This window comes from Micromonospora mirobrigensis (assembly GCF_900091555.1).
Classification (GTDB): domain Bacteria; phylum Actinomycetota; class Actinomycetes; order Mycobacteriales; family Micromonosporaceae; genus Micromonospora; species Micromonospora mirobrigensis.
On sequence record NZ_FMCX01000004.1, the window covers coordinates 105,836 to 128,387 of the forward strand.

General features: G+C 72.4%; 21 protein-coding genes. 10 read left to right on the forward strand and 11 right to left on the reverse strand.

All coding sequences use genetic code 11. The features are described 5' to 3' along the window. Window positions 1-2: 2 nt before the first annotated feature. The 5 genes from kal to kdd are packed head-to-tail and all read right to left on the reverse strand — an operon-like array spanning window position 3 to window position 5,436. On the reverse strand, window positions 3-401 hold the full coding sequence (gene kal / locus GA0070564_RS15085) for a 3-aminobutyryl-CoA ammonia lyase (RefSeq protein WP_091609281.1): 399 nt from the start codon (window positions 399-401) through the stop codon (window positions 3-5). Then, on the reverse strand, window positions 398-1,195 hold the full coding sequence (gene kamE, locus GA0070564_RS15090) for a lysine 5,6-aminomutase subunit beta (protein ID WP_091609282.1): 798 nt from the start codon (window positions 1,193-1,195) through the stop codon (window positions 398-400). Before kamE ends, kal begins: the two co-directional genes overlap by 4 nt. Next, window positions 1,192-2,757, reverse strand: coding sequence for a lysine 5,6-aminomutase subunit alpha (gene kamD / locus GA0070564_RS15095; protein WP_091609283.1), 1,566 nt, complete (start codon window positions 2,755-2,757; stop codon window positions 1,192-1,194). The genes kamE and kamD overlap by 4 nt, the downstream gene beginning before the upstream one ends. Before the next feature lie 25 nt (window positions 2,758-2,782). Beyond that, a complete protein-coding gene (locus GA0070564_RS15100) occupies window positions 2,783-4,369 on the reverse strand; it encodes an amidohydrolase (RefSeq protein ID WP_091609284.1) in 1,587 nt (528 codons plus the stop codon). 5 nt (window positions 4,370-4,374) lie between these two features. Continuing rightward, a complete protein-coding gene (kdd, locus tag GA0070564_RS15105; protein WP_091609285.1) occupies window positions 4,375-5,436 on the reverse strand; it encodes an L-erythro-3,5-diaminohexanoate dehydrogenase in 1,062 nt (353 codons plus the stop codon). A 145-nt stretch (window positions 5,437-5,581) separates the two neighbouring features. Between kdd and GA0070564_RS15110 the strand changes: the two genes are divergently transcribed. Then, window positions 5,582-6,988 (forward strand): KamA family radical SAM protein, encoded by a 1,407-nt coding sequence (locus GA0070564_RS15110; protein ID WP_091609286.1) that lies wholly within the window; start codon window positions 5,582-5,584, stop codon window positions 6,986-6,988. A 54-nt stretch (window positions 6,989-7,042) separates the two neighbouring features. On the opposite strand, the gene GA0070564_RS15115 is transcribed toward GA0070564_RS15110, so the two are convergent. Both GA0070564_RS15115 and GA0070564_RS15120 read right to left on the reverse strand, forming a co-directional pair. After that, window positions 7,043-7,378, reverse strand: coding sequence for a YnfA family protein (locus GA0070564_RS15115; RefSeq protein WP_091609287.1), 336 nt, complete (start codon window positions 7,376-7,378; stop codon window positions 7,043-7,045). 132 nt (window positions 7,379-7,510) lie between these two features. Further along, window positions 7,511-7,705 (reverse strand): CsbD family protein, encoded by a 195-nt coding sequence (locus tag GA0070564_RS15120; protein WP_091609288.1) that lies wholly within the window; start codon window positions 7,703-7,705, stop codon window positions 7,511-7,513. A gap of 180 nt (window positions 7,706-7,885) precedes the next feature. Here GA0070564_RS15120 and GA0070564_RS15125 point away from each other — a divergent pair, with 180 nt between their 5' ends. Continuing rightward, complete coding sequence (locus GA0070564_RS15125) at window positions 7,886-8,452, forward strand: histidine phosphatase family protein (protein WP_091609289.1); 567 nt, start codon at window positions 7,886-7,888, stop codon at window positions 8,450-8,452. Window positions 8,453-8,458: 6 nt separating this feature from the next. Here the strand turns inward: GA0070564_RS15125 and GA0070564_RS15130 are convergent, their stop codons facing one another. Genes GA0070564_RS15130 through GA0070564_RS15145 form a run of 4 tightly spaced genes read right to left on the reverse strand, consistent with a single transcriptional unit; the run spans window position 8,459 to window position 11,493 of the window. Further along, window positions 8,459-8,941: an Lrp/AsnC family transcriptional regulator gene (locus GA0070564_RS15130; RefSeq protein WP_091609290.1), complete on the reverse strand. Its 483-nt coding sequence runs from the start codon at window positions 8,939-8,941 to the stop codon at window positions 8,459-8,461. A 54-nt stretch (window positions 8,942-8,995) separates the two neighbouring features. After that, window positions 8,996-9,217: a DUF433 domain-containing protein gene (locus tag GA0070564_RS15135; protein WP_091609291.1), complete on the reverse strand. Its 222-nt coding sequence runs from the start codon at window positions 9,215-9,217 to the stop codon at window positions 8,996-8,998. A gap of 21 nt (window positions 9,218-9,238) precedes the next feature. After that, entirely contained in the window at window positions 9,239-10,381 is a 1,143-nt protein-coding gene (locus GA0070564_RS15140) for an acyl-CoA dehydrogenase family protein (RefSeq protein ID WP_091609292.1), read from the reverse strand. Next, window positions 10,378-11,493 carry a M24 family metallopeptidase gene (locus GA0070564_RS15145; RefSeq protein WP_091609293.1) on the reverse strand — a complete coding sequence of 372 codons (1,116 nt, stop codon included), beginning with the start codon at window positions 11,491-11,493 and terminating at the stop codon, window positions 10,378-10,380. The genes GA0070564_RS15140 and GA0070564_RS15145 overlap by 4 nt, the downstream gene beginning before the upstream one ends. A 341-nt stretch (window positions 11,494-11,834) precedes the next feature. Here GA0070564_RS15145 and GA0070564_RS15150 point away from each other — a divergent pair, with 341 nt between their 5' ends. From GA0070564_RS15150 to GA0070564_RS15185, 8 genes are all read left to right on the forward strand, one after another. Beyond that, on the forward strand, window positions 11,835-12,836 hold the full coding sequence (locus tag GA0070564_RS15150; protein WP_091609294.1) for a LacI family DNA-binding transcriptional regulator: 1,002 nt from the start codon (window positions 11,835-11,837) through the stop codon (window positions 12,834-12,836). 110 nt (window positions 12,837-12,946) lie between these two features. Continuing rightward, the gene (locus GA0070564_RS15155; RefSeq protein WP_091609295.1) at window positions 12,947-14,623 is read left to right on the forward strand and encodes an ABC transporter substrate-binding protein; all 1,677 of its coding nucleotides are present in this window, start codon (window positions 12,947-12,949) and stop codon (window positions 14,621-14,623) included. A 73-nt stretch (window positions 14,624-14,696) separates the two neighbouring features. Continuing rightward, on the forward strand, window positions 14,697-15,860 hold the full coding sequence (locus GA0070564_RS15160; RefSeq protein WP_091609296.1) for an ABC transporter ATP-binding protein: 1,164 nt from the start codon (window positions 14,697-14,699) through the stop codon (window positions 15,858-15,860). Further along, window positions 15,857-16,834 (forward strand): ABC transporter permease, encoded by a 978-nt coding sequence (locus GA0070564_RS15165; RefSeq protein ID WP_091609297.1) that lies wholly within the window; start codon window positions 15,857-15,859, stop codon window positions 16,832-16,834. The genes GA0070564_RS15160 and GA0070564_RS15165 overlap by 4 nt, the downstream gene beginning before the upstream one ends. Window positions 16,835-16,837: 3 nt before the next feature. After that, entirely contained in the window at window positions 16,838-17,884 is a 1,047-nt protein-coding gene (locus tag GA0070564_RS15170) for an ABC transporter permease (RefSeq protein ID WP_091609298.1), read from the forward strand. 114 nt (window positions 17,885-17,998) lie between these two features. Beyond that, window positions 17,999-19,042: an ABC transporter ATP-binding protein gene (locus GA0070564_RS15175; RefSeq protein ID WP_218104927.1), complete on the forward strand. Its 1,044-nt coding sequence runs from the start codon at window positions 17,999-18,001 to the stop codon at window positions 19,040-19,042. A 17-nt stretch (window positions 19,043-19,059) separates the two neighbouring features. Further along, on the forward strand, window positions 19,060-20,469 hold the full coding sequence (locus tag GA0070564_RS15180) for a GH1 family beta-glucosidase (protein ID WP_091609300.1): 1,410 nt from the start codon (window positions 19,060-19,062) through the stop codon (window positions 20,467-20,469). A gap of 165 nt (window positions 20,470-20,634) precedes the next feature. Continuing rightward, window positions 20,635-22,515 (forward strand): ricin-type beta-trefoil lectin domain protein, encoded by a 1,881-nt coding sequence (locus tag GA0070564_RS15185; protein ID WP_218104928.1) that lies wholly within the window; start codon window positions 20,635-20,637, stop codon window positions 22,513-22,515. The last annotated feature ends 37 nt before the right edge of the window (window positions 22,516-22,552 follow it).

The window sequence follows — 22,552 nt, forward strand, 5'->3', positions numbered from 1 at the left end:
GCTCACGCCGCAGCGGGTACGACCACGGTGCCGGTCGCCGTGACCGCCACGATCGGGGTGTCGAGGACCTCCGCGGCCGACTCGCCCCGGTCCGGGCGACCCCGGCACACCACCCGCGCCTCGAAGTCGATGCCCCGGCTGCGGGTACCCACCCGGGTCACCGTCGCCGTCACCTCCAGCACGTCACCGGCCTTCATCGCGTTGCGGAACTGCACGTCGGAGTAGGAGGCGAACAACCCCTCGTCCCCGTCGGTGCGGATGCACACCTCCGTGGCGACGTCCCCGAACAACCCCAACGCGTACGCCCCGTCGACCAGGTTCCCCGCGTAGTGGGCGTGGGAGTACGGCACGTACCGGCGGTGGGTGACCGTCAGGCCGACCCGGGGGTCCAGCTCACTCATGCCTTCTGCTTCCTGCTCGTGATCAACGCGTGGACCAGGTACGACGCCACCTCACCGGGGGTGGTGCCCCGGCCGAAGATCCGGTCCACGCCCAACTCGGCGGTCATCGTCTCGTCGAACCGCGGCCCGCCGACGATCAGCAACGGCCGCCTGCCCGCCGGCATCGCCTCCCGGAACGCCGCCGACATCTCCCGGGTGTTGTGCAGGTGCGCGTCGCGCTGCGTCACCACCTGCGACACCAGCACCGCGTCCGCGCGCTCCAACCGGGCGGCCTCCACCAGCTCCGGCACGCTGACCTGCGCACCCAGGTTGGTGACCTTCAACTCCCGGTAGTACTCCAGGCCCTTCTCCCCCGCGATGCCCTTGACGTTGAGGATCGCGTCGATGCCCACGGTGTGCGCGTCGGTGCCGATGCACGCCCCCACCACCGACAGCTTGCGCCGCAACCTCTGCTTCACCACCGCGTTGACCTCCTTGGCGCCCAGCAGCGGATAGTCCCGCTCCACCACGTGCACCTCGGCCATGTCCACCAGGTGGTTGACCCGCCCGTAGACGACGAAGAAGGTGAACCCGTCACCGATCGGCTTGGCGTGCACCAGCATCGCCGGGTCCATGCCCATCTTGTTCGCCAGCTGCACCGCCGCGCCCTCGGCCCGCTTCGTGTGCGGCACCGGCAGGGTGAAACTGATCTGCACCATCCCGTCGCCGCTGGTGTCGCCGTACGGCCGCACGACCCGCTTGTCGCCCGGCCCCACCGGGTGACCGTGCAAGGCGCTGCGCTCCTCGCTGCTCATCGGGTCGCCCCCTCCTCCAGCAGATCCGACGCCGGGTTGAAGTAGTCGGCCTCGTGCCGCGCCACCCCGGAAAGACCCTTGCCCCGGTCCGCGGGCCGCTTCATGATCCCGAACGTGCCCTCGGCGATCGCCGACAGCAGCGACTGGTCACCGATGCGCTCCAACAGGTCCAGCGCCTCACCGAGAACCCGGTTGGCGCGCTGCTGGATGAACCCGCCCGGCGCCGGCACGAAGTCCTCGTGCAACCCACCGGCCGCGCCCAGCACATAGCGGACGTTCTGCAGGGCGATGTCCCGGTCCGACAACCACGGCGTCACCACCGCCTCGGTCATCATCCCCACCAGCAGGATCCCCTGCCCGGTCATGGTGCCCACCAGGTTGAAGAACCCGTCGAGCAGGTTCCCCCGGAACACGTCCCCGGTCATGTGCTTCGTCGGCGGCATCCACTTCAACGGCGCGTCGGGGAACAACTCCCGGGCCAGCAGCGCGTGCGCCAACTCCAACCGGAACGACTCCGGCACCTCCGGGTTGATCTCGAACGCGTGCCCCAGCCCCAACTGCCAGTCCGCCAACCCCGCCTCGTGCGCGAAGTACTCGTTGAGCAGCTGCGACACCGTCACCGTGTGCGCCTCGTCCACCGCGTCGGCGGTGGTCAGGTAGTTGTCCTCACCGGTGTTGATGATGATCCCCGCCCGGGCGTGCACCTGCCGGGAGAACCGCTGGTCCACGAACGTGCGGATCGGGTTGATGTCCCGGAACAGGATCCCGTACATCGAGTCGTTGAGCATCATGTCGAGCCGCTCCAGGCCGGCGAGGGTCGCCATCTCCGGCATGCACAGCCCCGACGCGTAGTTCGTCAGCCGCACGTACCGGCCCAGCTCCTTCGACGACGTGTCCAACGCCGCCCGCATCAGCCGGAAGTTCTCCTGCGTGGCGTACGTGCCGGCGAACCCCTCCCGGGTCGCCCCCTCCGGCACGTAGTCCAACAGCGACTGCCCCGTCGACCGGATCACCGCGATCACGTCCGCCCCGGCCCGCGCCGCCGCCTGCGCCTGCGGAATGTCCTCGTAGATGTCGCCCGTGGCCACGATCAGGTAGATCCACGGCCGCTGCTTCGGATCCCCGTACCGCTTGACGAGGCGGTCCCGCTCGACCCGCCGCCGGTCCACCTGCCGGATGCCGGCGGACACCGACTTACGGGCCGCCCGGCGGGCCGCGGTGGCCGCCCTGCCCGCCGGCACCGCGAACCGCACCGACCCGGCCGCCGCCTTCTGCGCCAGCAACGTCACATCGGTCAGACCCTCCCGGGCCATCGCGTCGAACACCGGCGCCGCCACCCCGTGCCCCAACCCGACGTCGGCGACCACCGCGTCGACGAGACGGTTCACCCACGGAATGCCGTCCGGATCCGCACCGGACACCCCGGCCAGCCGCAGCACCGCCCGCTCCACCGACACCGTGGTGTGGCTGCGCGCCAGATCCACCACCGGCTGCCCGGCGCGCCGCGCCAACTCCCGCGCCCGGGCCACCAGCACCGGATCCAGGTCAAGCTTCCCTGTCACGAAGAACCTTCCTCTGGCAGCCCGCTCACGCGGACCCCTCCTGATAGATCACGTCACCGCGCAGCACCGTCGCCCGGCACACCGGCAGCGGCGTCGCATCGTCCGCGCCCCGCGCCTCCGGATCCTCGGCCTGCAACACCGGCAGCCCCCGCTCCACCCCCGCCGGCGTCGACCACACCGCGAACGTCGCCGGCGCGCCCAACGCGATCACACCCTCGTTGTCCAGGTGCACCGCCCGCCACCCGCCACGGGTGTGCGCCGCGAACGCCGCCCGCACACTCATCCGCTGCACCGGGTTGTGGTGCGCCGCCGCCGCCCGCACCGAACCCCACGGATCCAACGGCGTCACCGGCGAATCCGACCCGAACGCCAACGCCACCCCGACCGAGTGCATCGCACCCATCGGATTCGACTCCAACGACCGGTCCAGACCCAACCGCGACTCGTACATCCGGCCCGCGCCACCCCACAACCGGTCGAACGCCGGCTGCATCGACGCCACGATCCCGTACTCCACGAACCCGGCGATCAACCGCTTGCTCATGATCTCCGCGTGCTCGATCCGGTGCCGCGCCGCCCGCAGCCGATCCGTGCCCAGCCGCGCCGCCGCCCCCGCGAAACCCTCCAGCACCGTGGAGATCGCCGCGTCGCCGATGGCGTGGAAACCACCCTGCACGCCGTGCGCCGCGCAGTCCAGCAGATGCTCGCGCACCTGCTCCGCGCTCACGTACCCGTGCCCGCAGCCGCCAGGCTCACCGTCCAGGTACGCCGCCGACACGTGCGCCGTCCGCGACCCCAACGCCCCGTCGGCGAACAGGTCACCCCCGGCGCCCACCGCACCCAGCTCCCGGGCCCGCGCCGCGCCACCCAGCTCACCCCAGTAGCCGTACACCTCCGGCAGCCCCTGCCCGGAGATGCCCAGCAGCCCGGTGAAGTCCTCCTCGTCGGAGATCTCCGGACCACCGCACTCGTGCACCGCCCCGATCCCCAACGACGCCGCGTGCGCCAGGGCCACCCGCTGCGCCGCCACCCGCTGCGCCCGCGTCACCGAACCCTGCGCCGCCGCCCGCACCACATGGTGCGCGTCGCGCCGCAGCCACCCCGACACGTCGAAACCCGGCGCCGCCGCCGCGTCCGGACACGCCGCCAGCAACGCCCGCGACACCAACGCCGAATGGATCGACGCCTGCGACAGGTACACCCGCCGGCCACCCGCCGCCCGGTCCACCCCGTCCGCGTCCGGCAGCGTGGCGTCCGCCCAGTTCGACTCGTCCCACCCGTGCCCCAGCACCACCGCGTCCGCCGGCAGCCCACCCGCGAACGAGGCGACGGCGTCCAGCAGCTCCCCCGCCGAACGCACCGACGACAGGTCCAGCCCCGACAGGGCCAGGCCGGTGTCCGTGGCGTGCACGTGCGCGTCCACGAACGCCGGGGTCACCAGCGCACCGTCGAGCTCCACCACCCGGTCGGCGGCCGGCGCGTCCGCGTCGACGCCCAACCAGGCGATCCGGCCGTCGCGCACCAGCAGCGCCGTCGCGCTCGGCTCCGCCGGACAGTGCAGCACGCCACCGCGGTACAACGTTGAGGGGCGCGTCGTCGAGGGGTTCGTCATGGGATTCAGTCTGCCGCCAGGCGGGCGGTGAACAACGCACGGACCCCGGGCTCGGCCCGCAACAACTGCAACGCCAGCTCCGCGTGCCCCGGCACGTACCCGTTGCCCACCAGCATCGTCACGTCCGCCGCCAGGCCCTCCGCGCCCAACGCCGCCGCCGCGAAGCTCGTCGCCATCGAGAAGAAGATCACCGTGCCGCCGTCGGCGGTCGCCAGCACCGCGCCGTGCTCACAACCCGGCACGTCCACGCAGACCACCGTGACGTCCGCAGGCGCACCCAACGCGGTGGTCACCGCCGTCGACAACGCCACCGGATCCCGGGCGTCGGCCAACGCCACCGCGTCGGCCAGACCCACGCCCGCCAGCGCGTCGCGCTCCGCGACCACCGGCACCACCCCGACGGTACGACCCGCGCCCGCCCGCCGCGCCGCCGCCAGCGACAGCGACCCGCTCTTGCCGGCCCCACCGATCACGGCCACGCCCACCGGCCGGGGATCCCCCTCACGCTGCCGCCGCGCCACCTGCTCGGCCACCACCCGCGCGGTCAACGCCGGCGCCCCGCACACGTCCAGCACCGCCAGGGACAGCTCCGGGTGCAGGTCGTCGGGGAGCACCGCGGCGATGGAGCGGGCGAACAGGATCGCGTACCCGTCGCACGGCACCTGCTCGCTGCGCCCGTCCCAGCGGGCCAGCCCGTCGAGGATGGTCAGCGGCGTCAGGGTCAGCGACACCAGCGTCGCCACCCGGTCACCGGCCCGCAGGCCCAGCGGCGAACGCCGGCCGGCCTCCTCCACGGTGCCGATCAGCATGCCGCCGGAGCCGGTCACCGGGTTCTGCATCTTGCCGCGGGTGGCGACGATGTCCAGCACCTCGGCGCGGACCTTCTCCCCGTCCCCGCCGTGCTTCTCCGACAGCTGCCGGAAGCTCGCCGCGTCCAGGTTGAGCCGCTGAACCCGGATGCGCACCTCGTTCGGGGCGATCTCGGGCCGGGCGTCCAGCCGCCAGGCCGCCTGCGGCAGCACCCCCGCCGGTTCCACGACGCGGTGCAGACCCACCGGTGACGTCACGCCGACCTCCCCCTGTTGCCGCCCGATGCCCTGCTCAGGGCTCGCATCGCGGGAAAACTTACGGCAGACTAATTTCTTCACCGGATATTTTCCAGTAGCCTTCGGAACCGTTGATCAAAACCGAGCCACCATCCGAGGAGGGGCCGTGACCCAGACCCAACCGGTTGACACCATCCCGGGGCCCCGTCACGCCCCGGTCGCCGTACCGACCGCAGGGCAGCCCTACGAATACCGACGCAGCCCCCTGGTCGAACCCGACTGGACCCGCTTCCCCGGCTGGCGCCACGTCACCCGCGAACAGTGGGAGAACGCCCAGTGGCAGCGCGTCAACTGCGTCAAGAACATCAAGCAGCTGCGCACCGTCCTCGGCGACACCGTCGACGAGACCTTCTACGCCGACCTCGAGGCCGACCAGAAGGCCCTGGCCACCATGTCCATGCTGGTGCCGCCACAAATGATCAACACGATGGTGCCGTTCGCGCCGATGACCACCGAGGCGTTCCTCGCCGACCCCATCCGGCGCTACATGATCCCCGTCGCCTCCGACCGGCGCACCGACTGGCCCTCACACCCCTACGCCAGCCGCGACAGCCTCCACGAGCACGACATGTGGGTCGCCGAAGGCCTCACCCACCGCTACCCCACCAAGGTCCTCGCCGAACTGCTCTCCACCTGCCCGCAGTACTGCGGCCACTGCACCCGGATGGACCTGGTCGGCAACTCCACCCCCGCCGTCGACAAGCTCAAGCTCACCCTCAAGCCCGTCGACCGCTACGACGCCCACATCGCCTACCTCAAGGCCCACCCCGGCGTACGCGACGTCGTCGTCTCCGGCGGTGACGTGGCCAACGTGCCGTGGCGCAACCTCGAGTCGTACCTGATGCGGCTGCTCGAACTGGAGACCGTTCGCGACATCCGGCTCGCCACCAAGGCCCTCATGGGCCTGCCCCAGCACTGGCTCCAGAGCGACGTCGTCGAAGGCCTGGAGCGAGTCGCCCGCACCGCCGCCCGCCGCGGCGTCAACCTCGCCATCCACACCCACGTCAACCACGCCCAGTCGATCACCCCGCTGGTCGCCAAGGCCGCCCAGACCGCCCTCGACGTCGGCGTCCGCGACGTGCGCAACCAGGGCGTCCTCATGCGCGGCGTCAACGCCACCAGCGAGGACCTGCTCGACCTCTGCTTCGCCCTCCAAGGCGAAGCCGGCATCCTGCCGTACTACTTCTACATGTGCGACATGATCCCCAACGCCGAGCACTGGCGGGTCCCGGTCTGGCACGCCCAGCAGCTCCAGCACGACATCATGGGCTACCTGCCCGGCTACGCCACCCCGCGCATCGTCTGCGACGTCCCCTTCGTCGGCAAGCGCTGGGTGCACATGCTCACCGAGTACGACCGCGAACGCGGCATCTCCTACTGGACGAAGAACTACCGCACCTCGATCGAGTCCGCCGACCTCGAAGCGCTCAACAAGCGCTACGCCTACTACGACCCGATCGACACCCTGCCCGAGGCCGGCCAGTCCTGGTGGGCCGCCCACCGCGACGACTGACCCCGCACCACCCGCCGGCGCCCCGCGACCCGTGTCGCGGGGCGCTGCCGCGTCTCAGGCACCCCGCGGTGCGTACATGATCACCGCCACCCCGACCAGGCAGATCACCGCACCGGTCAGGTCCCAGCGGTCCGGGCGGAACCCGTCCACCACCATCCCCCACACCAGCGACCCCGCCACGAACACACCCCCGTACGCCGCCAGGATCCGCCCGAAGTTCGCATCCGGCTGCAACGTGGCGACGAACCCGTACGCACCCAACGCCAACACCCCGGCCGCCACCCACCACAGGCCCCGCTGCTCCCGCCAGCCCTGCCAGACCAGCCAGGCACCGCCGATCTCCGCCAGCGCGGCCAGCACGAACAACACCAGGGAACGCAGCACCGTCACGCCGCGACCCTAACGGCCATCCGCGGCGCCCCACCCGCCCCCGTCACCTCGACCCCCACCCGTCGGCGAGGCGGAGACGGCACGACGACGGGGGCCGCCGGAAGATCCGGCAGCCCCCGCGTGGGCCCGGGGTCACTTCTCGAACGAGCTCCGGACGTCGCGACCGGCGTCCTTGACGTGCTCGCCGGCCTGCCGCGCCTTGGCCGTGCTCTGCTGGCTGGCCCCCTCGGCGCGCATCCGCTCGTTGTCGGTCATGTCGCCGAGCCGTTCCTTGGCGGCGCCGCTCAACTCCTCGGCCTTGCTCTTCGCCTTCTCGGTGAAGCTCATCTCGCCTCCTCGACCTTCGATCGGGTGCGGTTCTCCGTCGGTTGCCCCGTGCCATCGACTGCAAACCGGGTGCCGGTCGGCACCTCGCGTAGGGCATCCTAGGAAGATAGGTGACCAGGGGTGGCGGGTGAAGCGGACGCTCACCCGGCCCGAACCACGGACCGGTGGTTAACTGGGCGGGTGAGTGAGATCGTGCTGGTACGCCATGGCGAGACGACCTGGAGTGCCAGCCACCGGCACACCTCATACACCGACCTGCCGCTGACCCCCGACGGCGAGCGACAGGCCCGCGCCCTCGGCGGCGTGCTGGTGGGCCGCCACTTCGCCCGGGTCCTGTCCAGCCCCCGCCAGCGGGCCCTGCGCACCGCCCAGCTCGCCGGCCTCACCGTCGACGCGGTCGACGAGGACCTGGCCGAGTGGAACTACGGCGACTACGAGGGCCGCACCAGCGACGACATCCAGGCCGACCACCCCGGCTGGAACATCTGGGCCGACGGCGGCCCCGGCGGGGAGACACCGGAGCAGATCGGCGCCCGGGTCGACCGGCTGCTGGCCCGGGTCACTCCCCTGCTGGACCGCGGCAGCGTCGCCCTGGTCGGCCACGGGCACAGCCTGCGGGTGCTCGGCGCCCGGTGGATCGGCCTGCCGCCCGCCGGCGGCGGCAAGCTGCGCCTGGACACCGCCACCGTCTCCGTCCTCGGCCACGAGCACGGCCGCCCGGTCATCCTGCGCTGGAACGGCGGCTGACCTCGCTCAGCCGCCGTCGCGGGGACGCAGCCGAGCCGGCGGCTCGGAGCCGATCTTCGGCGCCCGGTGCTCGTACGGCGTGGAGAGCACCACCGTCGTCCGCGTGGTGACGTTCGCCGCCGTCCGGATCTCCTGCAACACCCGCTCCAGGTCGGCCGGGCCGGCGACCCGCACCAGCAGCAGGTAGAAGTCCTCCCCCGCCACCGAGTAACACGAGTCGATCTCCGGCAGGTGGGCCAGCCGCTCCGGCGCGTCGTCCGGCTGCGACGGGTCGAACGGGCGGATCGCCACGAACGCCGTCAACGGCAGGTCCAGCGCCTCGAAGGAGACGCGTGCCGCGTACCCCCGGATCACCCCGCGCTGCTCCAGCCGGCGGACCCGCTGGTGCACGGCGGACACCGACAGCCCCACCTTCTCGGCCAGGTCGGTGTACGACAGCCGGCCGTCCCCGGTGAGCGCGGCGACGATGGCCCGGTCGATCTCCTCCACGGCGAGCAACCTACCGGTAAACGCGCCGCGGTGCGACGACGGCCCGCCCCGACGTCACGCCGGGCGGGCCGTGCGGTCACGCACCGCGTCGGCCGCGAAGTTCAACACCTCGGCCATGTCGGCCTCGTCGAGGAAAGGCAGGTCGGTGAGGATGTCGGTGACCGTCATGCCCTCGGCCAGCATCGCCAGCAGCGTCGCCACCGGGATCCGGGACTGCCGGACACAGGGCGCGCCGCCCATGACCTCGGGGTCGATGGTGATCCTCGGGAACGTCACCGGCCCAGGTTACGGACCGGCTCAGCCCTTGGCGAGGGCGCGGGAGATGACCAGCCGCTGGATCTGGTTGGTGCCCTCCACGATCTGGAGCACCTTCGCCTCGCGCATGTACCGCTCCACCGGGTGGTCGGCCACGTAACCGGCGCCGCCGAGGACCTGCACCGCGTCGGTGGTCACCCGCATCGCCACGTCGGTGGCGAAGAGCTTCGCCTTGGCCGCCTCGATCGAGTACGGCCGGCCGGCGTCGCGCAGCCGGGCGGCGGCCAGCACCAGGGCGCGGGCGGCGGAGATCTGGGTCGCCGCGTCTGCCAGGCCGAAGCCGAGCCCCTGGAAGTCGATGATGGACCGGCCGAACTGCTGCCGCTCCCGGGCGTAGCCGACGGCGTAGTCCAGGGCGGCCTGGGCCAGACCGACCGCGCAGGCGGCGATGCCGAGACGGCCGGAGTCCAGGGCGGACATGGCGATGGTGAAGCCCATCCCCTCGCCACCGATCAGCCGGTCGGCGGGCACCCGGGCCTCGTCGAAGGCGATCTGCGCCACCGGGGAGGCGTGCAGGCCCATGGTCCGCTCCGCGGCCTGCGGTGCGATGCCCGGGGTGTTCCGGTCGGCGAGCAGGCAGGAGATGCCCCTCGCGCCGGGCCCGCCGGTGCGGCAGAAGATGTTGTAGAAGTCGGCGACCCGGGCGTGGGTGATCCACGCCTTGGTGCCGGAGACCACGTAGTCGTCGCCGTCCCGGACGGCCTTCGTGGTCAGCGCCGCCGCGTCGGAGCCGCCCTGCGGCTCGGAGAGGCAGTACGCGCCGAGCAGTTCGCCACCGATCATGTCGGGCAGCAACTTGCGCTGCGCGACGGTGCCGAACTGGGCCACCGGGTAGCAGGACAGGGTGTGCACGCTGACCGCCTCGGCCACCGCCAGCCAGCGGCTGGCCAGGATCTCCAGCACCTGGAGGTACACCTCGTACGGCTGGGCGGCGCCGCCGTGCTCCTCGGCGTACGGCAGGCCGAGCAGGCCGGCCCGGCCGAGGGTGCGCAGCACCTCCCGCGGGAACTCGGCGCGCTGCTCGAACTCGGCGGCCCGTCCGGCGAGTTCCCGGTCGGCGAGTTCGGTGGCGAGGTCCAGCAGGTCGTGGGCCTCGTCGGTGGGGAGGATGCGGTCGACGTTCATAGCGCGATGAGCTCCGTGGGGGTGGTGTTGAGCCGTGCCACGCCGTCCGGGGTGCAGACGACGATGTCCTCGATGCGGGCGCCGTGCCGGCCCGCCAGGTAGATGCCGGGTTCGATGGAGAACGCCATGCCGGCCTCGATCGGCCGCGGGTTGCCGGCCACCACGTAGGGCTCCTCGTGGCCGTCGAGCCCGATGCCGTGCCCGCTGCGGTGCAGGAAGGCGTCGCCGTAGCCGGCGGCGGCGATGACGTCCCGGCCGACCGCGTCGAGCGCCTCGGCGGTGATCCCGGGAGCGACGGCGGCCACCGCGGCGCGCTGCGCCTCGTGCAGCACCGCGTAGTAGTCGACGAACTCGACCGGCGGCGGGCCGCCGGCGACGTAGGTGCGGGTGCAGTCGGAGCGGTAGCCGGAGGCCATCGTGCCGCCGATGTCCACCACCACCGGCTCGCCGGCCCCGATCGGCCGGTCGGAGGTGCCGTGGTGCGGGCTGGCGCCGTTGGGGCCGGCGGCGACGATGACGAAGTCGACGCTCACGTGCCCGGCGGCCCGGATCGCCGCGGCGATGTCGGTGGCCACCTCGGCCTCGGTGCGGCCGGGGCGCAGCCACTCCCCCATCCGCTCGTGCACCGCGTCGATCGCCGCGCCCGCCTCCGCCAGCGCGGCCACCTCGGCCGGTGACTTGCGGATCCGCAGCTCCCGTAGCACCTCGGAGGCGAGCCGCTGGTCGGCGCCGGGCAGCGCGGCGCGGAGGGCCAGCACCTGCTCGGCCCACATCCGGTCGGCCAGCCCGACCGCGCCGACCGGACCGCCCAGGGCGGCCACGAGCAGCGGGTACGGGTCGCTGCCGTCGCCGTGGTCGACGATCCGGACGCCGGTGGCCGGCGCCGGGGACGCCTCGGCGGCCGGGCGCTCCAGGGTGGGGACGATCAGCGTGGCCTCGCCCTCGGCGGGCAGCACCAGGCAGGTCAACCGCTCACCGGCGTGCGCGTCATAGCCGGTCAGATAGCGCAGGTCCGAGCCGGGGGTGAGCAACAGCGCGTCCAGGCCGACCACGGCGGTGGCGCGCCGCGCGGCGGCCAGCCGGTCGGCGGGATACAGCTCGTCGGTTCCCACCCGGTCAGCTTAACGGTCGTTTGGGCCCGCGTGGGAGTCGCGGGTGCGCCGAGCGGCACCACCCGTAGGGCGTCCTAGGAAGATGGGTCTTTCCCGTCAACCCGCCGGGGTCGCCACCACCCACATCGAATCGACGCAGGTCAGCGCCCATGCCGCCGGACCGGCCACCGAGGCGGAGCAGTACGCGCACGCCGGAGGCTTCTTTAAGATCTTGAATTTAGCCATGTTTCGTTACGTCGTCGTTATTGACGGGACCGGCGCCACTTCGATTGACTGCCACCGGAACCGCTACCGCAACCGGTTCCGCCCCACCCCCACCGAGCCTGCGACGGGAGTGTCCCGTGTCGATCACCATCGCCGACGTCGCCACCCGGGCGGGGGTGAGCAAGACGACCGTCTCCCGGGTGCTCAACGGCAAGGGCGAGGTGGACCGGCGCACCGCCGACCGGGTGCGGGCCGTCATCACCGACCTCGGCTACGTCCCCAACGCCCGGGCGGTCAACCTCGCCCGGGGACGCACCCGGGTGGTCGGCATGCTGGTGCCCGCGCTCACCTGGCCCTGGATGGGCGAGGTGCTCCAGGGCGCGGTCGACGTCGTCGAGTCCGAGGCGTACGGGCTGCTGCTGTTCACCTGCAACCGGGGCGACGAGTCGATGCGGCGGTTCGCCTCCCAGGTCTCGGCGAGATCCTTCGACGGGCTGCTGGTGGTGGAGCCCGAGGGCACCCTGGACTACATCACCGAACTGCACCGCCGGGGCCTGCCGGTGGTCCTGGTCGACGACCGGGGCCACCAGCCGGGCTTCCCGTCGGTGCGCACCACCAACGAGGCCGGCGCCCGCACCGCGGCGGTCCACCTGCTGCACCGGGGACGACGGCGTCCCCTGGTCGTCACCGGGCCGCGCCGCTTCGGCTGCACCCGGGAACGCACCGCCGGCTTCGCCGAGGCGTACGCCGAGGCGGGCCTGCCCGTCGCACCCGACCGCCTGGTCGAGGGTGACTTCACCTTCGAGTGCGGGCGCGCCGCCGTGCGCCGGCTGCTCACCGACCGGGTCGACTTCGACGCGGTCTTCGCGCACAACGACCTCTCGGCCGCCGGCGCCCTCCAGGCGCTGCGCGACGCCGGCCGGCGCGTCCCGGCGGACGTCGCCGTCGTCGGCTTCGACGACCTGCCCCTGGCCGGGCACACCCACCCGCCCCTGACCTCGGTACGCCAGCCGCTGCGCGAGATGGGGGCGGCCGCGGCCCGAGCCCTGGTCGGCCACCTCGCAGGCAGCCCCCTGCCCGACCCGCCGACCGTCATCCCCACCAGCCTCACCGTCCGCGCCTCGACCGGGGCCACCTGACCCCCGCACCGCTCGACCCACCACCCGCACCGCCGGGCGGTGGTGGCACCGCACACCCTCCATCCACCACATCCCGCCCCACGAACGCGGGACCACCGAGGGAGACCTCCATGAGAAGAAGGCAGTTCCTCGCCGTCGCGCTGGCCGGCGCCCTGGCCACCGGGGTCGTCGCGTGTGGCGACAGCCCGAACGCCGGCAAGAAGAACGGCGCGGCCGCCACGGTGCTCAACATCGGCATGCCCAACGGCCCGCAGGCCGAGAACAACAACCCGTTCCTCACCACCTCGGCCGCCGCCTCGCTGGGCTACCGCTGGCAGATCTACGAGCCGCTGATGATGTGGAACCCGGTCAAGCCGGCCGAGGCGTTCAAGCCGTGGCTGGCCACCAAGGCCGAGTGGTCCACCGACTACACCTCGGTCAAGGTCACCGTCCGCGACGACGCCACCTGGTCCGACGGGCAGAAGGTGACGGCCGACGACGTCGCGTTCACCTACAACCTGGTGAAGAGGTACCCGGCCCTCAACGACCAGGGTGTGCCGTACACCGGCGCGACGGCCAGCGGCAACGAGGTCACCATCACCATGTCCAGCCCGCAGTTCGTCAACCAGCAGAAGGTGCTGTGGCGGGTGCCGATCGTGCCGAAGCACCTCTGGGAGAAGATCGGCGACCCGACCACCGACCCGGTCAAGCAGCCGGTCGGCAGCGGCCCGTACACGCTCAAGTCGTTCACCCCGGCCACCACCACGCTGACCGTGCGCGACAGCGGCTACTGGCAGGACCCGCCGAAGGTCAAGGAGCTGCGCTACACGTCGTACACCGACAACAGCGCGCAGACCACCGCGCTGGCCAACGGCGAGTCGGAGTGGAGCTTCGTCTTCATCCCCAACTACCAGACCGTCTTCGTCGCCAAGGACCAGGAGCACCACAAGGTGTGGGCGCCGGCGATCCTCGGCATCCACGGCCTCTACCTCAACACGACGCGCAAGCCGTTCGACGACCCGACCCTGCGCCGCGCGATGAACATGGTCATCGACCGGGCGGACATCTTCACCACGGCCGAGGCCGGATACTTCCACCCGCTGGTGAAGAGCGTGACCGGGCTGCCCAGCCCGGCGGGCGACCCGTTCGTCGCGCCCGACTTCAAGGGCCAGGAGCACAAGGTCGACGTCGAGGGCGCCAAGGCGCTGCTCACCGGTGCCGGCTACAAGCTCGACGGCACCACCCTCAAGGACCGGACGGGCAAGCCGGTCACGATCAAGCTGACCGACCCGGCCGGCTGGTCGGACTACCAGACCAGCCTGGAGATCGTGAAGGACGGACTGTCCAAGATCGGTATCGCGGCGACCGTCGACAAGGCCAACCAGGACGCCTGGTTCCGCAACGTGGAGCAGGGCAACTTCGAGGGCACCTTCCGGTGGACCGAGGGCGGCGCCACCCCGTACGACATCTACCGGACGATCATGGACGGCCGGCAGCTCAAGCCGGTCGGCACCGCCTCACCCGCCGGCAACTTCGGCCGGTTCGACAACAAGGAGGCGACCGCCGCGCTGGTCGCCTACGCCAACGCCACCGACGAGGCGGCCCGCACGACGGCGATGAACACGCTCCAGAAGATCTTCGTCGACCAGCTGCCGATGATCCCGGTCGGCGCGGACAACATCGGCGGCGCGTACAGCACGAAGAACTGGACCGGCTGGCCGGACGACGCCAACCCGTACGGCGCCCTCCAGCCCACCCAGCCCAACGCGCTGGACGTGGTCCTGCACCTCGAGCCCGCCGGCAGCTGACCCCGCCCGGCGTCTCCCCGGCCGGCTCGGGGCCGGCCGGGGAGGCGCACCCCACGCGCAGACAGGAACCAGCATGACGTTGAGCGAGAGCGGGGCGGCGCCGGCCGGTGAGGTGGTGCTGGAGGCCGTCGGCCTGACCAAGCACTTCCCCGTCCGTGGGCGGCTGCGCGACCTCTTCTCCCGGACCCCGGCGGTGGTCCACGCCGTCGACGACGTGTCGTTCGCGCTGCGCCGGGGCCGGGTGACGGCGCTGGTCGGGGAGTCCGGCTCCGGCAAGTCCACGGTGGCCCGGCTGCTGGCCCAGCTCCACCCGCGCACCGCCGGCGACATCCGCCTGCACGGCACGTCGACCCGGGTCCGCGGCGGCCGGCGCTTCCGGTCGTACGTGCGCCGGGTCCAGCTGATCCTCCAGGACCCGTTCGCCTCGCTGAACCCGGTGCACACCGTCCGCTACCACCTCACCCGACCGCTGCGGATCCACGGCACCGCCGGGCGCGGCGCCGAGGAGCTGGAGCGGGCACTGGCCGACCTGCTGACCCGGGTCAGCCTCACCCCACCCGAGCGCTACCTGGACGCGTTCCCGCACGAGCTCTCCGGGGGCCAGCGGCAGCGGGTGGCGATCGCCCGGGCGCTCGGCGCCGACCCGGAGGTGCTCCTCGCCGACGAGCCGGTCTCGATGCTCGACGTCTCGATCCGCCTCGGCGTGCTCAACCTGTTGCAGGACCTCAAGGACCGGCTCGACCTGGCCATCCTCTACATCACCCACGACATCGCCTCGGCCCGCTACTTCGCCGACGAGACGATCGTGATGTACGCCGGCCGGATGGTCGAGGGCGGCGACAGCGAGACCGTCACCCAGAACCCGGCCCATCCGTACACCCGGCTGCTGACCGATTCCGCGCCGGACCCCGAGCGGATCACCGGCGCCCTCAGCGGCGCCGACGCCGCCCGCGCCGACCGCGGCGGCGGCGAACCGCCGAGCCTGATCAGCCCACCGGCCGGCTGCCGGTTCCACCCCCGCTGCCCGCACGCCATGCGACGCTGCGTCGCCGACGCGCCGCCGCGGCTGACCGTCGGGGACCGGCCCGGTCACTGGACGGCGTGCTGGCTCTACGACCCGGCCACCGTCGCCGCCGACCCGCCCGGCTCGGCCGCCCCCGACGCCGACCCGACGGTGCCGCCCCCGCCCGCCTTCGCCGGGCGGGCCGACACCGGGCCCCGGGAGGAGGCGCGATGAGGTTCCTGCTGCAACGCACGGCCTTCTACCTGTTCACCGCCTGGGCGGCGATCACCCTCAACTTCCTGATCCCCCGGCTGGTGCCGGGCGACCCGGTCCAGTCCCTCATCTCCCGCAACCAGGGCCGGATCAGCGCCGACGCCATCGCGTCGCTGCGCGTGCTGTTCGGCCTGGACCGCGACCAGAACATGTGGGAGCAGTACGTCGACTACTGGCGCCAGATCCTGCACGGCGACCTCGGGCTGTCGTTCACCTTCTTCCCGACCCCGGTGTCGACGGTGATCGGCGACAGCCTGCCGTGGACGGTCGGCCTGGTCGGCGTCACCACCGTCGTCAGCTTCCTGCTCGGCACCGCGCTCGGCGTCGGCGCCGGCTGGCGGCGCGGCTCGTGGGTCGACGCGCTGCTGCCGGCCACGACGTTCCTGTCGTCCATCCCGTACTTCTGGCTGGGTCTCGTCGCCATCGCCGTGTTCACCGGCCCGGGCAGCTTCTTCCCCTCCTCCGGCGGCTACGAGCCGGGGCTGGTGCCGGCCTTCGACCAGTACTTCGTGCCGAGCGCCGTGCGGCACAGCGTCCTGCCCGCCGCCACCATCCTGGTCTCCTCGATGAGCGGCTGGATCCTCAGCATGCGCAACATGATGGTCACCGTCTCGTCGGAGGACTACATCACCGTCGCCCACGCCAAGGGGCTGTCGGAGCGCCGGGTGGCCCTCGGCTACGCCGCGCGCAACGCGCTGCTGCCCAACGTCTCGGGCTTCGCCCTGTCGCTCGGGTTCATCGTCGGCGGCACGCTGCTGGTGGAGATCGTCTTCTCCTACCCGGGCCTCGGCTACCAACTGTTCCAGGCGGTCGGCTACAAGGACTACCCGCTGATGCAGGGGATCTTCCTGATCATCACGGTCTCCGTGCTGGTGGCGAACCTGCTCGCCGACGTCGCGTACCTGCTCCTCGACCCGCGTACCCGAAAGAGCTGAGCGATGACGATCTCCCCGTCGAGCCTCGACCAGGTCATCCCCGGCCAGGGGGCGATGGCCCCACCGTCGGCCGCGCCCACCCGGGCGAAACGACGCCGGCTGCGGTACCTGGCCAACGCCAAGGCCACCACCGGACTGGTCGTCCTGGCCGGCTACGGACTGCTCGCGGTCATCGGGCCGTGGGTGGCGCCGTACGACCCGGACGCGCGCAGCGGCGACGTCCTCCAGCCGCCCTCGGGCCGGCACTGGTTCGGCACCACCCACCTCGGCCAGGACATCCTCAGCCAGATCCTGGTCGGCGCCCGCAGCGTCATGGTCGTGGGCCTGATCGCCGGTGTGCTGGCCACGCTCCTGTCCATCCTGGTCGGGGTGACGGCCGGCTACCTCGGCGGCGCCGCCGACGAGGGGCTCTCGGCGGTGTCCAACGTCTTCCTGGTCATCCCCGCGCTGCCGCTGATCATCATCGTCACGTCGGTCGTGGAGCAGGCCAGCGACCTGCTGGTCGCCCTCATCATCGGCTGCACGGCCTGGGCGTGGGGCGCCCGGGTCCTGCGCGCGCAGACGCTGTCGCTGCGCCGCCGGGACTACGTCGAGGCGGCCCGGGCCACCGGCGAGCGGACCTGGCGGGTCATCGGCTTCGAGATCCTGCCGAACCTGACCGCGATCATCGCCTCGGGCTTCGTCGGCACCGTGATCTTCGCGGTGATGTCGGAGATCACCCTGGCCTTCATCGGCATCTCGTCGGTCTCCTCCTGGAACTGGGGCACCATCCTGTTCTGGGCCCAGGGCCAGCAGGCCCTCGCCCAGGGGGCCTGGTGGTGGTTCGTGCCGGCCGGGCTGGCCATCGCGCTGCTCGGCACCGCCCTCGCGCTGGTCAACTTCGGCATCGACGAGTTCGTCAGCCCCCGGCTGCGCACCGGCGGGCGGTCCCGGATCCGCACCGCCGACGGGCGCACCGTCCGGATGCGGGTCGGCTTCACCCCCGTCCTGGCGGAGACCGCCGTGCCGGCGCCGCGCGACGGCGCGACCGGAGAGGACGGCAGGCCGTGAGCGCGAGGAGCGCAGCGCAGCGGAGCCCCGCAGTCGCGAATGAAGGAGGGCTCAGGTGAGCGCGAGGAGCGCAGCGAAGCGGAGCCCCGCAGTCGCGAACGAAGGGGGGCTCAGGTGAGGGACCCGGTGCTGGAGATCCGCGGCCTGCGCGTCGACTACGGCCTCGGCGACCAGGCGGTACGCGCCGTCCACGACGTCGACCTGACCCTGCACCGGGGCGAGGTGCTCGGGCTGGCCGGGGAGAGCGGCAGCGGCAAGTCCACCCTGGCGTACGGGCTGACCCGGCTGCTCCCCCCGCCCGGCGTGGTCGCCGGCGGGCAGGTCCTGCACCACCGCACCGACGGCCCCCCGGTCGACGTGCTGGCGCTGACCCCGGCGCAGCTGCGGGCGTACCGCTGGGCGGAGACGTCGATCGTGTTCCAGGGCGCGATGAACTCGCTCAACCCGGTGCACAAGGTCTCCACCCAGCTGCACGACGTGATCCGGGCGCACGAGCCGGACAGCACCCGGGCCGGCCGGCGGGCCCGCGCCCGGGACCTGCTGCGGCTGGTCGGCATCTCCGCCGACCGGCTGGACAGCTATCCGCACCAGCTCTCCGGCGGCATGCGACAACGGGTGATGATCGCCATGGCGCTGGCGTTGGAGCCGCAGGTGGTCATCATGGACGAGCCCACCACCGCGCTGGACGTGGTGATGCAGCGGCAGATCCTCGGGCAGCTCGCCGAGCTGCGGCGGAAGCTGGGCTTCGCGGTGCTGTTCATCACCCATGACCTGTCGCTGCTGGTCGAGTTCTCCGACCGGATCGCCATCATGTACGGCGGCCGGATCGTGGAGGAGGCGCCCGCGGCGCAGCTGTACGGGCGGGCCCTGCACCCGTACACCGACGGGCTGCTGCACTCCTTCCCGGCACTGCACGGGCCGCGCCGGGAGCTGACCGGCATCCCGGGCTCGCCGCCGGATCTGCGGGCCATGCCCACCGGCTGCGCGTTCCACCCCCGCTGCCCGCGGGCCTTCGCGCCCTGCGCCGGGGAGCTGCCGCCGCTCGGGCCGCCCGCCGACGACGATCCGCGCCGCGCCGTGGCGTGCTGGCTGCATCCGGCCGGCGCGACGGCGCCCGGACGTCCCATCCCGACCGCCGAGCCGACCGACCACCCGTGACCGCGAGGAGAACCCGCATGGACAGCGACCGCACCAGCCCCGCCGTCGGGCAGGCCGACCCGATCGACACCCTGCCGCCCGGCTTCCGGTGGGGGGTGGCGACCTCGTCGTACCAGATCGAGGGCGCGGTGGCCGAGGACGGCCGGACCCCGTCGATCTGGGACACCTTCTGCCGGGTGCCCGGCGCGGTGGCGGGCGGCGACACCGGCGACGTGGCCTGCGACCACTACCACCGGATGCCGGACGACGTGCGGCTCGTCGCCGACCTGGGACTGGACACCTACCGCTTCTCGGTGGCCTGGCCTCGGGTGCAGCCGGGCGGGCGCGGGCCGGCGAACCCGGCCGGGCTGGCCTTCTACGACCGGCTCGTCGACGAGCTGCTGGGCCGCGGGATCGACCCGTGGGTCACGCTCTACCACTGGGACCTGCCGCAGGAGCTGGAGGACGCCGGCGGCTGGCCGGCCCGGGACACCGCGTACCGGTTCGCCGACTACGCCGAGCTGGTCTTCGGCGCGCTGGGCGACCGGGTGGACACCTGGACCACGCTGAACGAGCCGTGGTGCTCGGCGATGCTCGGGTACGTCGAGGGGTTGCACGCCCCGGGCCGGCGGGACCTGGGCGACGGGATCGCCGCCGCGCACCACCTGCTGCTCGGCCACGGGCTGGCGGTGCCGCGGCTGCGGGCGGCGGCCGGCCGGCCGATCGAGGTGGGCATCACCGTCAACCTGGCCACCGCCGACCCGGCCACCGACAGCCCGGCCGACCGGGACGCCGCCCGGGCCGCCGACGGGCTGGGCAACCGGCTCTACCTGGACCCGCTGATCCACGGCCGCTATCCGCAGGACGTGGTCGCCGATCTGGCCGCGCAGGGGGTGCGGATCCCGGTCGAGGACGGCGACCTTGCGATCATCGCCGCCCCGATCGACGTGCTCGGGGTGAACTTCTACTTCGGGCAGCTGCTCTCCGGCGTCGACGAGCAGGGCCGGGAACGCGACGCCGACGGCGCGCCGGTGCGGCGGGTGGTCCGCCGGGACCTGCCCCGCACGGCGATGGACTGGGAGATCGTCCCGGAGTCCTTCACCGACCTGCTGGTCCGGCTCGGCCGTGACTACCCGGGGGTGCCGCTGGTGATCACCGAGAACGGCGCCGCGTTCGACGACAAGGCGGACGCCGACGGCTTCGTGGCCGACGACGACCGGGTGGCGTACCTGACCGAGCACCTGCGGGCGGTGGCCCGGGCCCGGCTGGCCGGGGCGGACGTGCGCGGCTACTTCGCCTGGTCGCTGCTGGACAACTTCGAGTGGGCGTACGGCTACGAGAAGCGGTTCGGCATCGTCCGGGTCGACTACGACACCCAGCGGCGCACCCCGAAGCGCAGCGCGCTGTGGTACCGCGACACGATCCGGCGGGTACGCGGCCGGGCCTGATCCCTGCACCCTGGGGGCGGTCGTGCGGGGACCACCCGCGCGACCGCCTCGCGCTGCCCTTCACGAGGTCTGGACTCCCTTTATTCATGTCTTGACACAAGTCGATTAACAGGGTTCCCTCAGTCATCACCATCGATTTGATGGATCGACCCGAAGGGAGCACCCGTGCGTCCCGCACCCCCCACCACCCGCGCCGTCCTCGCGCTCTGCCTCACCGCCGGCACCCTGGCCCTCGCCCCGCCCACGGCGGCGCGCGCCGCCGGGGAGACGGTCGACGTCTGGCTCACCACCACCTCCGACGCCGGCGGCCGAACCGTCACCTGGGGCCTGCAACCGCAGACCCCGCTGAGTTTCGCCGCCGGCAGCGCCGCCGCCACGCACACCATCACCGTCGACGAGAACACCCGCTACCAGCAGTTCGAGGGCGCCGGCGCGTCGATCACCGACACCACCGCGTACCTGCTGCGCGGCGGGCCGGTCAGCGCCACCACCCGCGACGAGGTGATGCGCAAGCTGTTCAGCCCCACCGACGGCATCGGCCTGTCGTTCGTCCGCAACCCGATCGGCGCCTCCGACCTGTCCCGGCCCGGCAACGTCTCCCTCGACGACACCTGCTGCGACCTCGGCGACTTCGGCACCAACGGCTACGACACCAACGTCGAACTGCTCACCGCCCAGGCCCGGGGGCTCAACCCGGGGCTGCGGGTGATGGTGGTGCCGTGGAGCGCCCCCGGCTGGATGAAGGACAACGGCCGGATGGACCAGATGGGCTGGCTCAGGTACGAGTACTACGCCACCTACGCCCAGTACCTCGTCAGGACCATCCAGGCGTACGCGGCCCGCGGCGTCACCGTCGACTACCTCTCGGTGCAGAACGAGCCGAACTGCTGCCAGTCCGGTAACCCCACCGCCATGGACTACCCGGGGATGAGCTGGAACTCCTCCGGCCTGGTGGAACTGACGAAGAACTTCGTCTACCCGGCGTTGCGGGCCGCCGGGATCAGCACCAGGGTGCTGGTGCACGACTGGAACTACGGCGACTACGGCACCATCGGGGCCGGGCTGCTCGCCGACAGCGCCGTGCGCACCGACCCGCTCTTCGGCGGCATCGCCTGGCACGGGTACTACGGCGACCCCGCCGTCGGCAACCAGGTCCACGGCCAGTACCCGGCGGTGCCGCAGTTCAGCACCGAACACTCGGGCGGGACCTGGATCGGCAACCAGCACAACGAGGACATGGCCGACATCGTGAGCTACGCCCGGAACTGGAGCCGGAGCGTGGTCAAGTGGAGCCTCGCGGTCAACCAGTACGGCGGCCCGCACAACGGCGGCTGCGGCACCTGCACCGGGCTGATCACCGTCCAGGAGGGCGGCGCGCGCGCCGGGCAGGTCGACTACACGATCGAGTACTACACCACCGGGCACCTGACCAGGTTCGTCAGGCCCGGGGCGTACCGGATCGACTCCACCGCCGACGACACCGTGCAGAACGTCGCCTGGCGCAACCCCGACGGGTCCAAGGCGCTCATCGCCCACAACGGTGGCACCTCCGCCCAGTCGGTCAAGGTGGTCTGGGGCGGCCAGTCCTTCGCCTACACCCTGCCGGCGCGCACCACCGCCACCTTCACCTGGTCCGGCAGCCAGTCCGGCGGCGGCAGCGCACCGACGGGCACGGTCACCGGTCTCGGCGGCGCCTGCCTCGACGTCACCGACAGCAGCACCGCCGACGGCACCCCGGCGCAGATCTGGACCTGCTTCGGCGGGCCGAACCAGCAGTGGACGCGCCCCGGGGACGGCACGCTGCGCTCGCTGGGCAAGTGCCTCGACGTCGCCGGCGGGGGCACCGCGAACGGCACCCGGGTGCAGCTGTGGACGTGCAACGGCAGCCCCGCCCAGCAGTGGACCTGGACCGCCGGCCGGGACCTGGTGAACCCGCAGGCGAACAAGTGCCTCGACGTCACCGGCAACACCTCCGCCAACGGCACCAGGGTGCAGATCTGGTCCTGCACCGGCGGCGCCAACCAGAAGTGGAACCTGCCGAGCTGATGCGGGTCCGGGCCGGCGGCGGAGCCGCCGCCGGCCC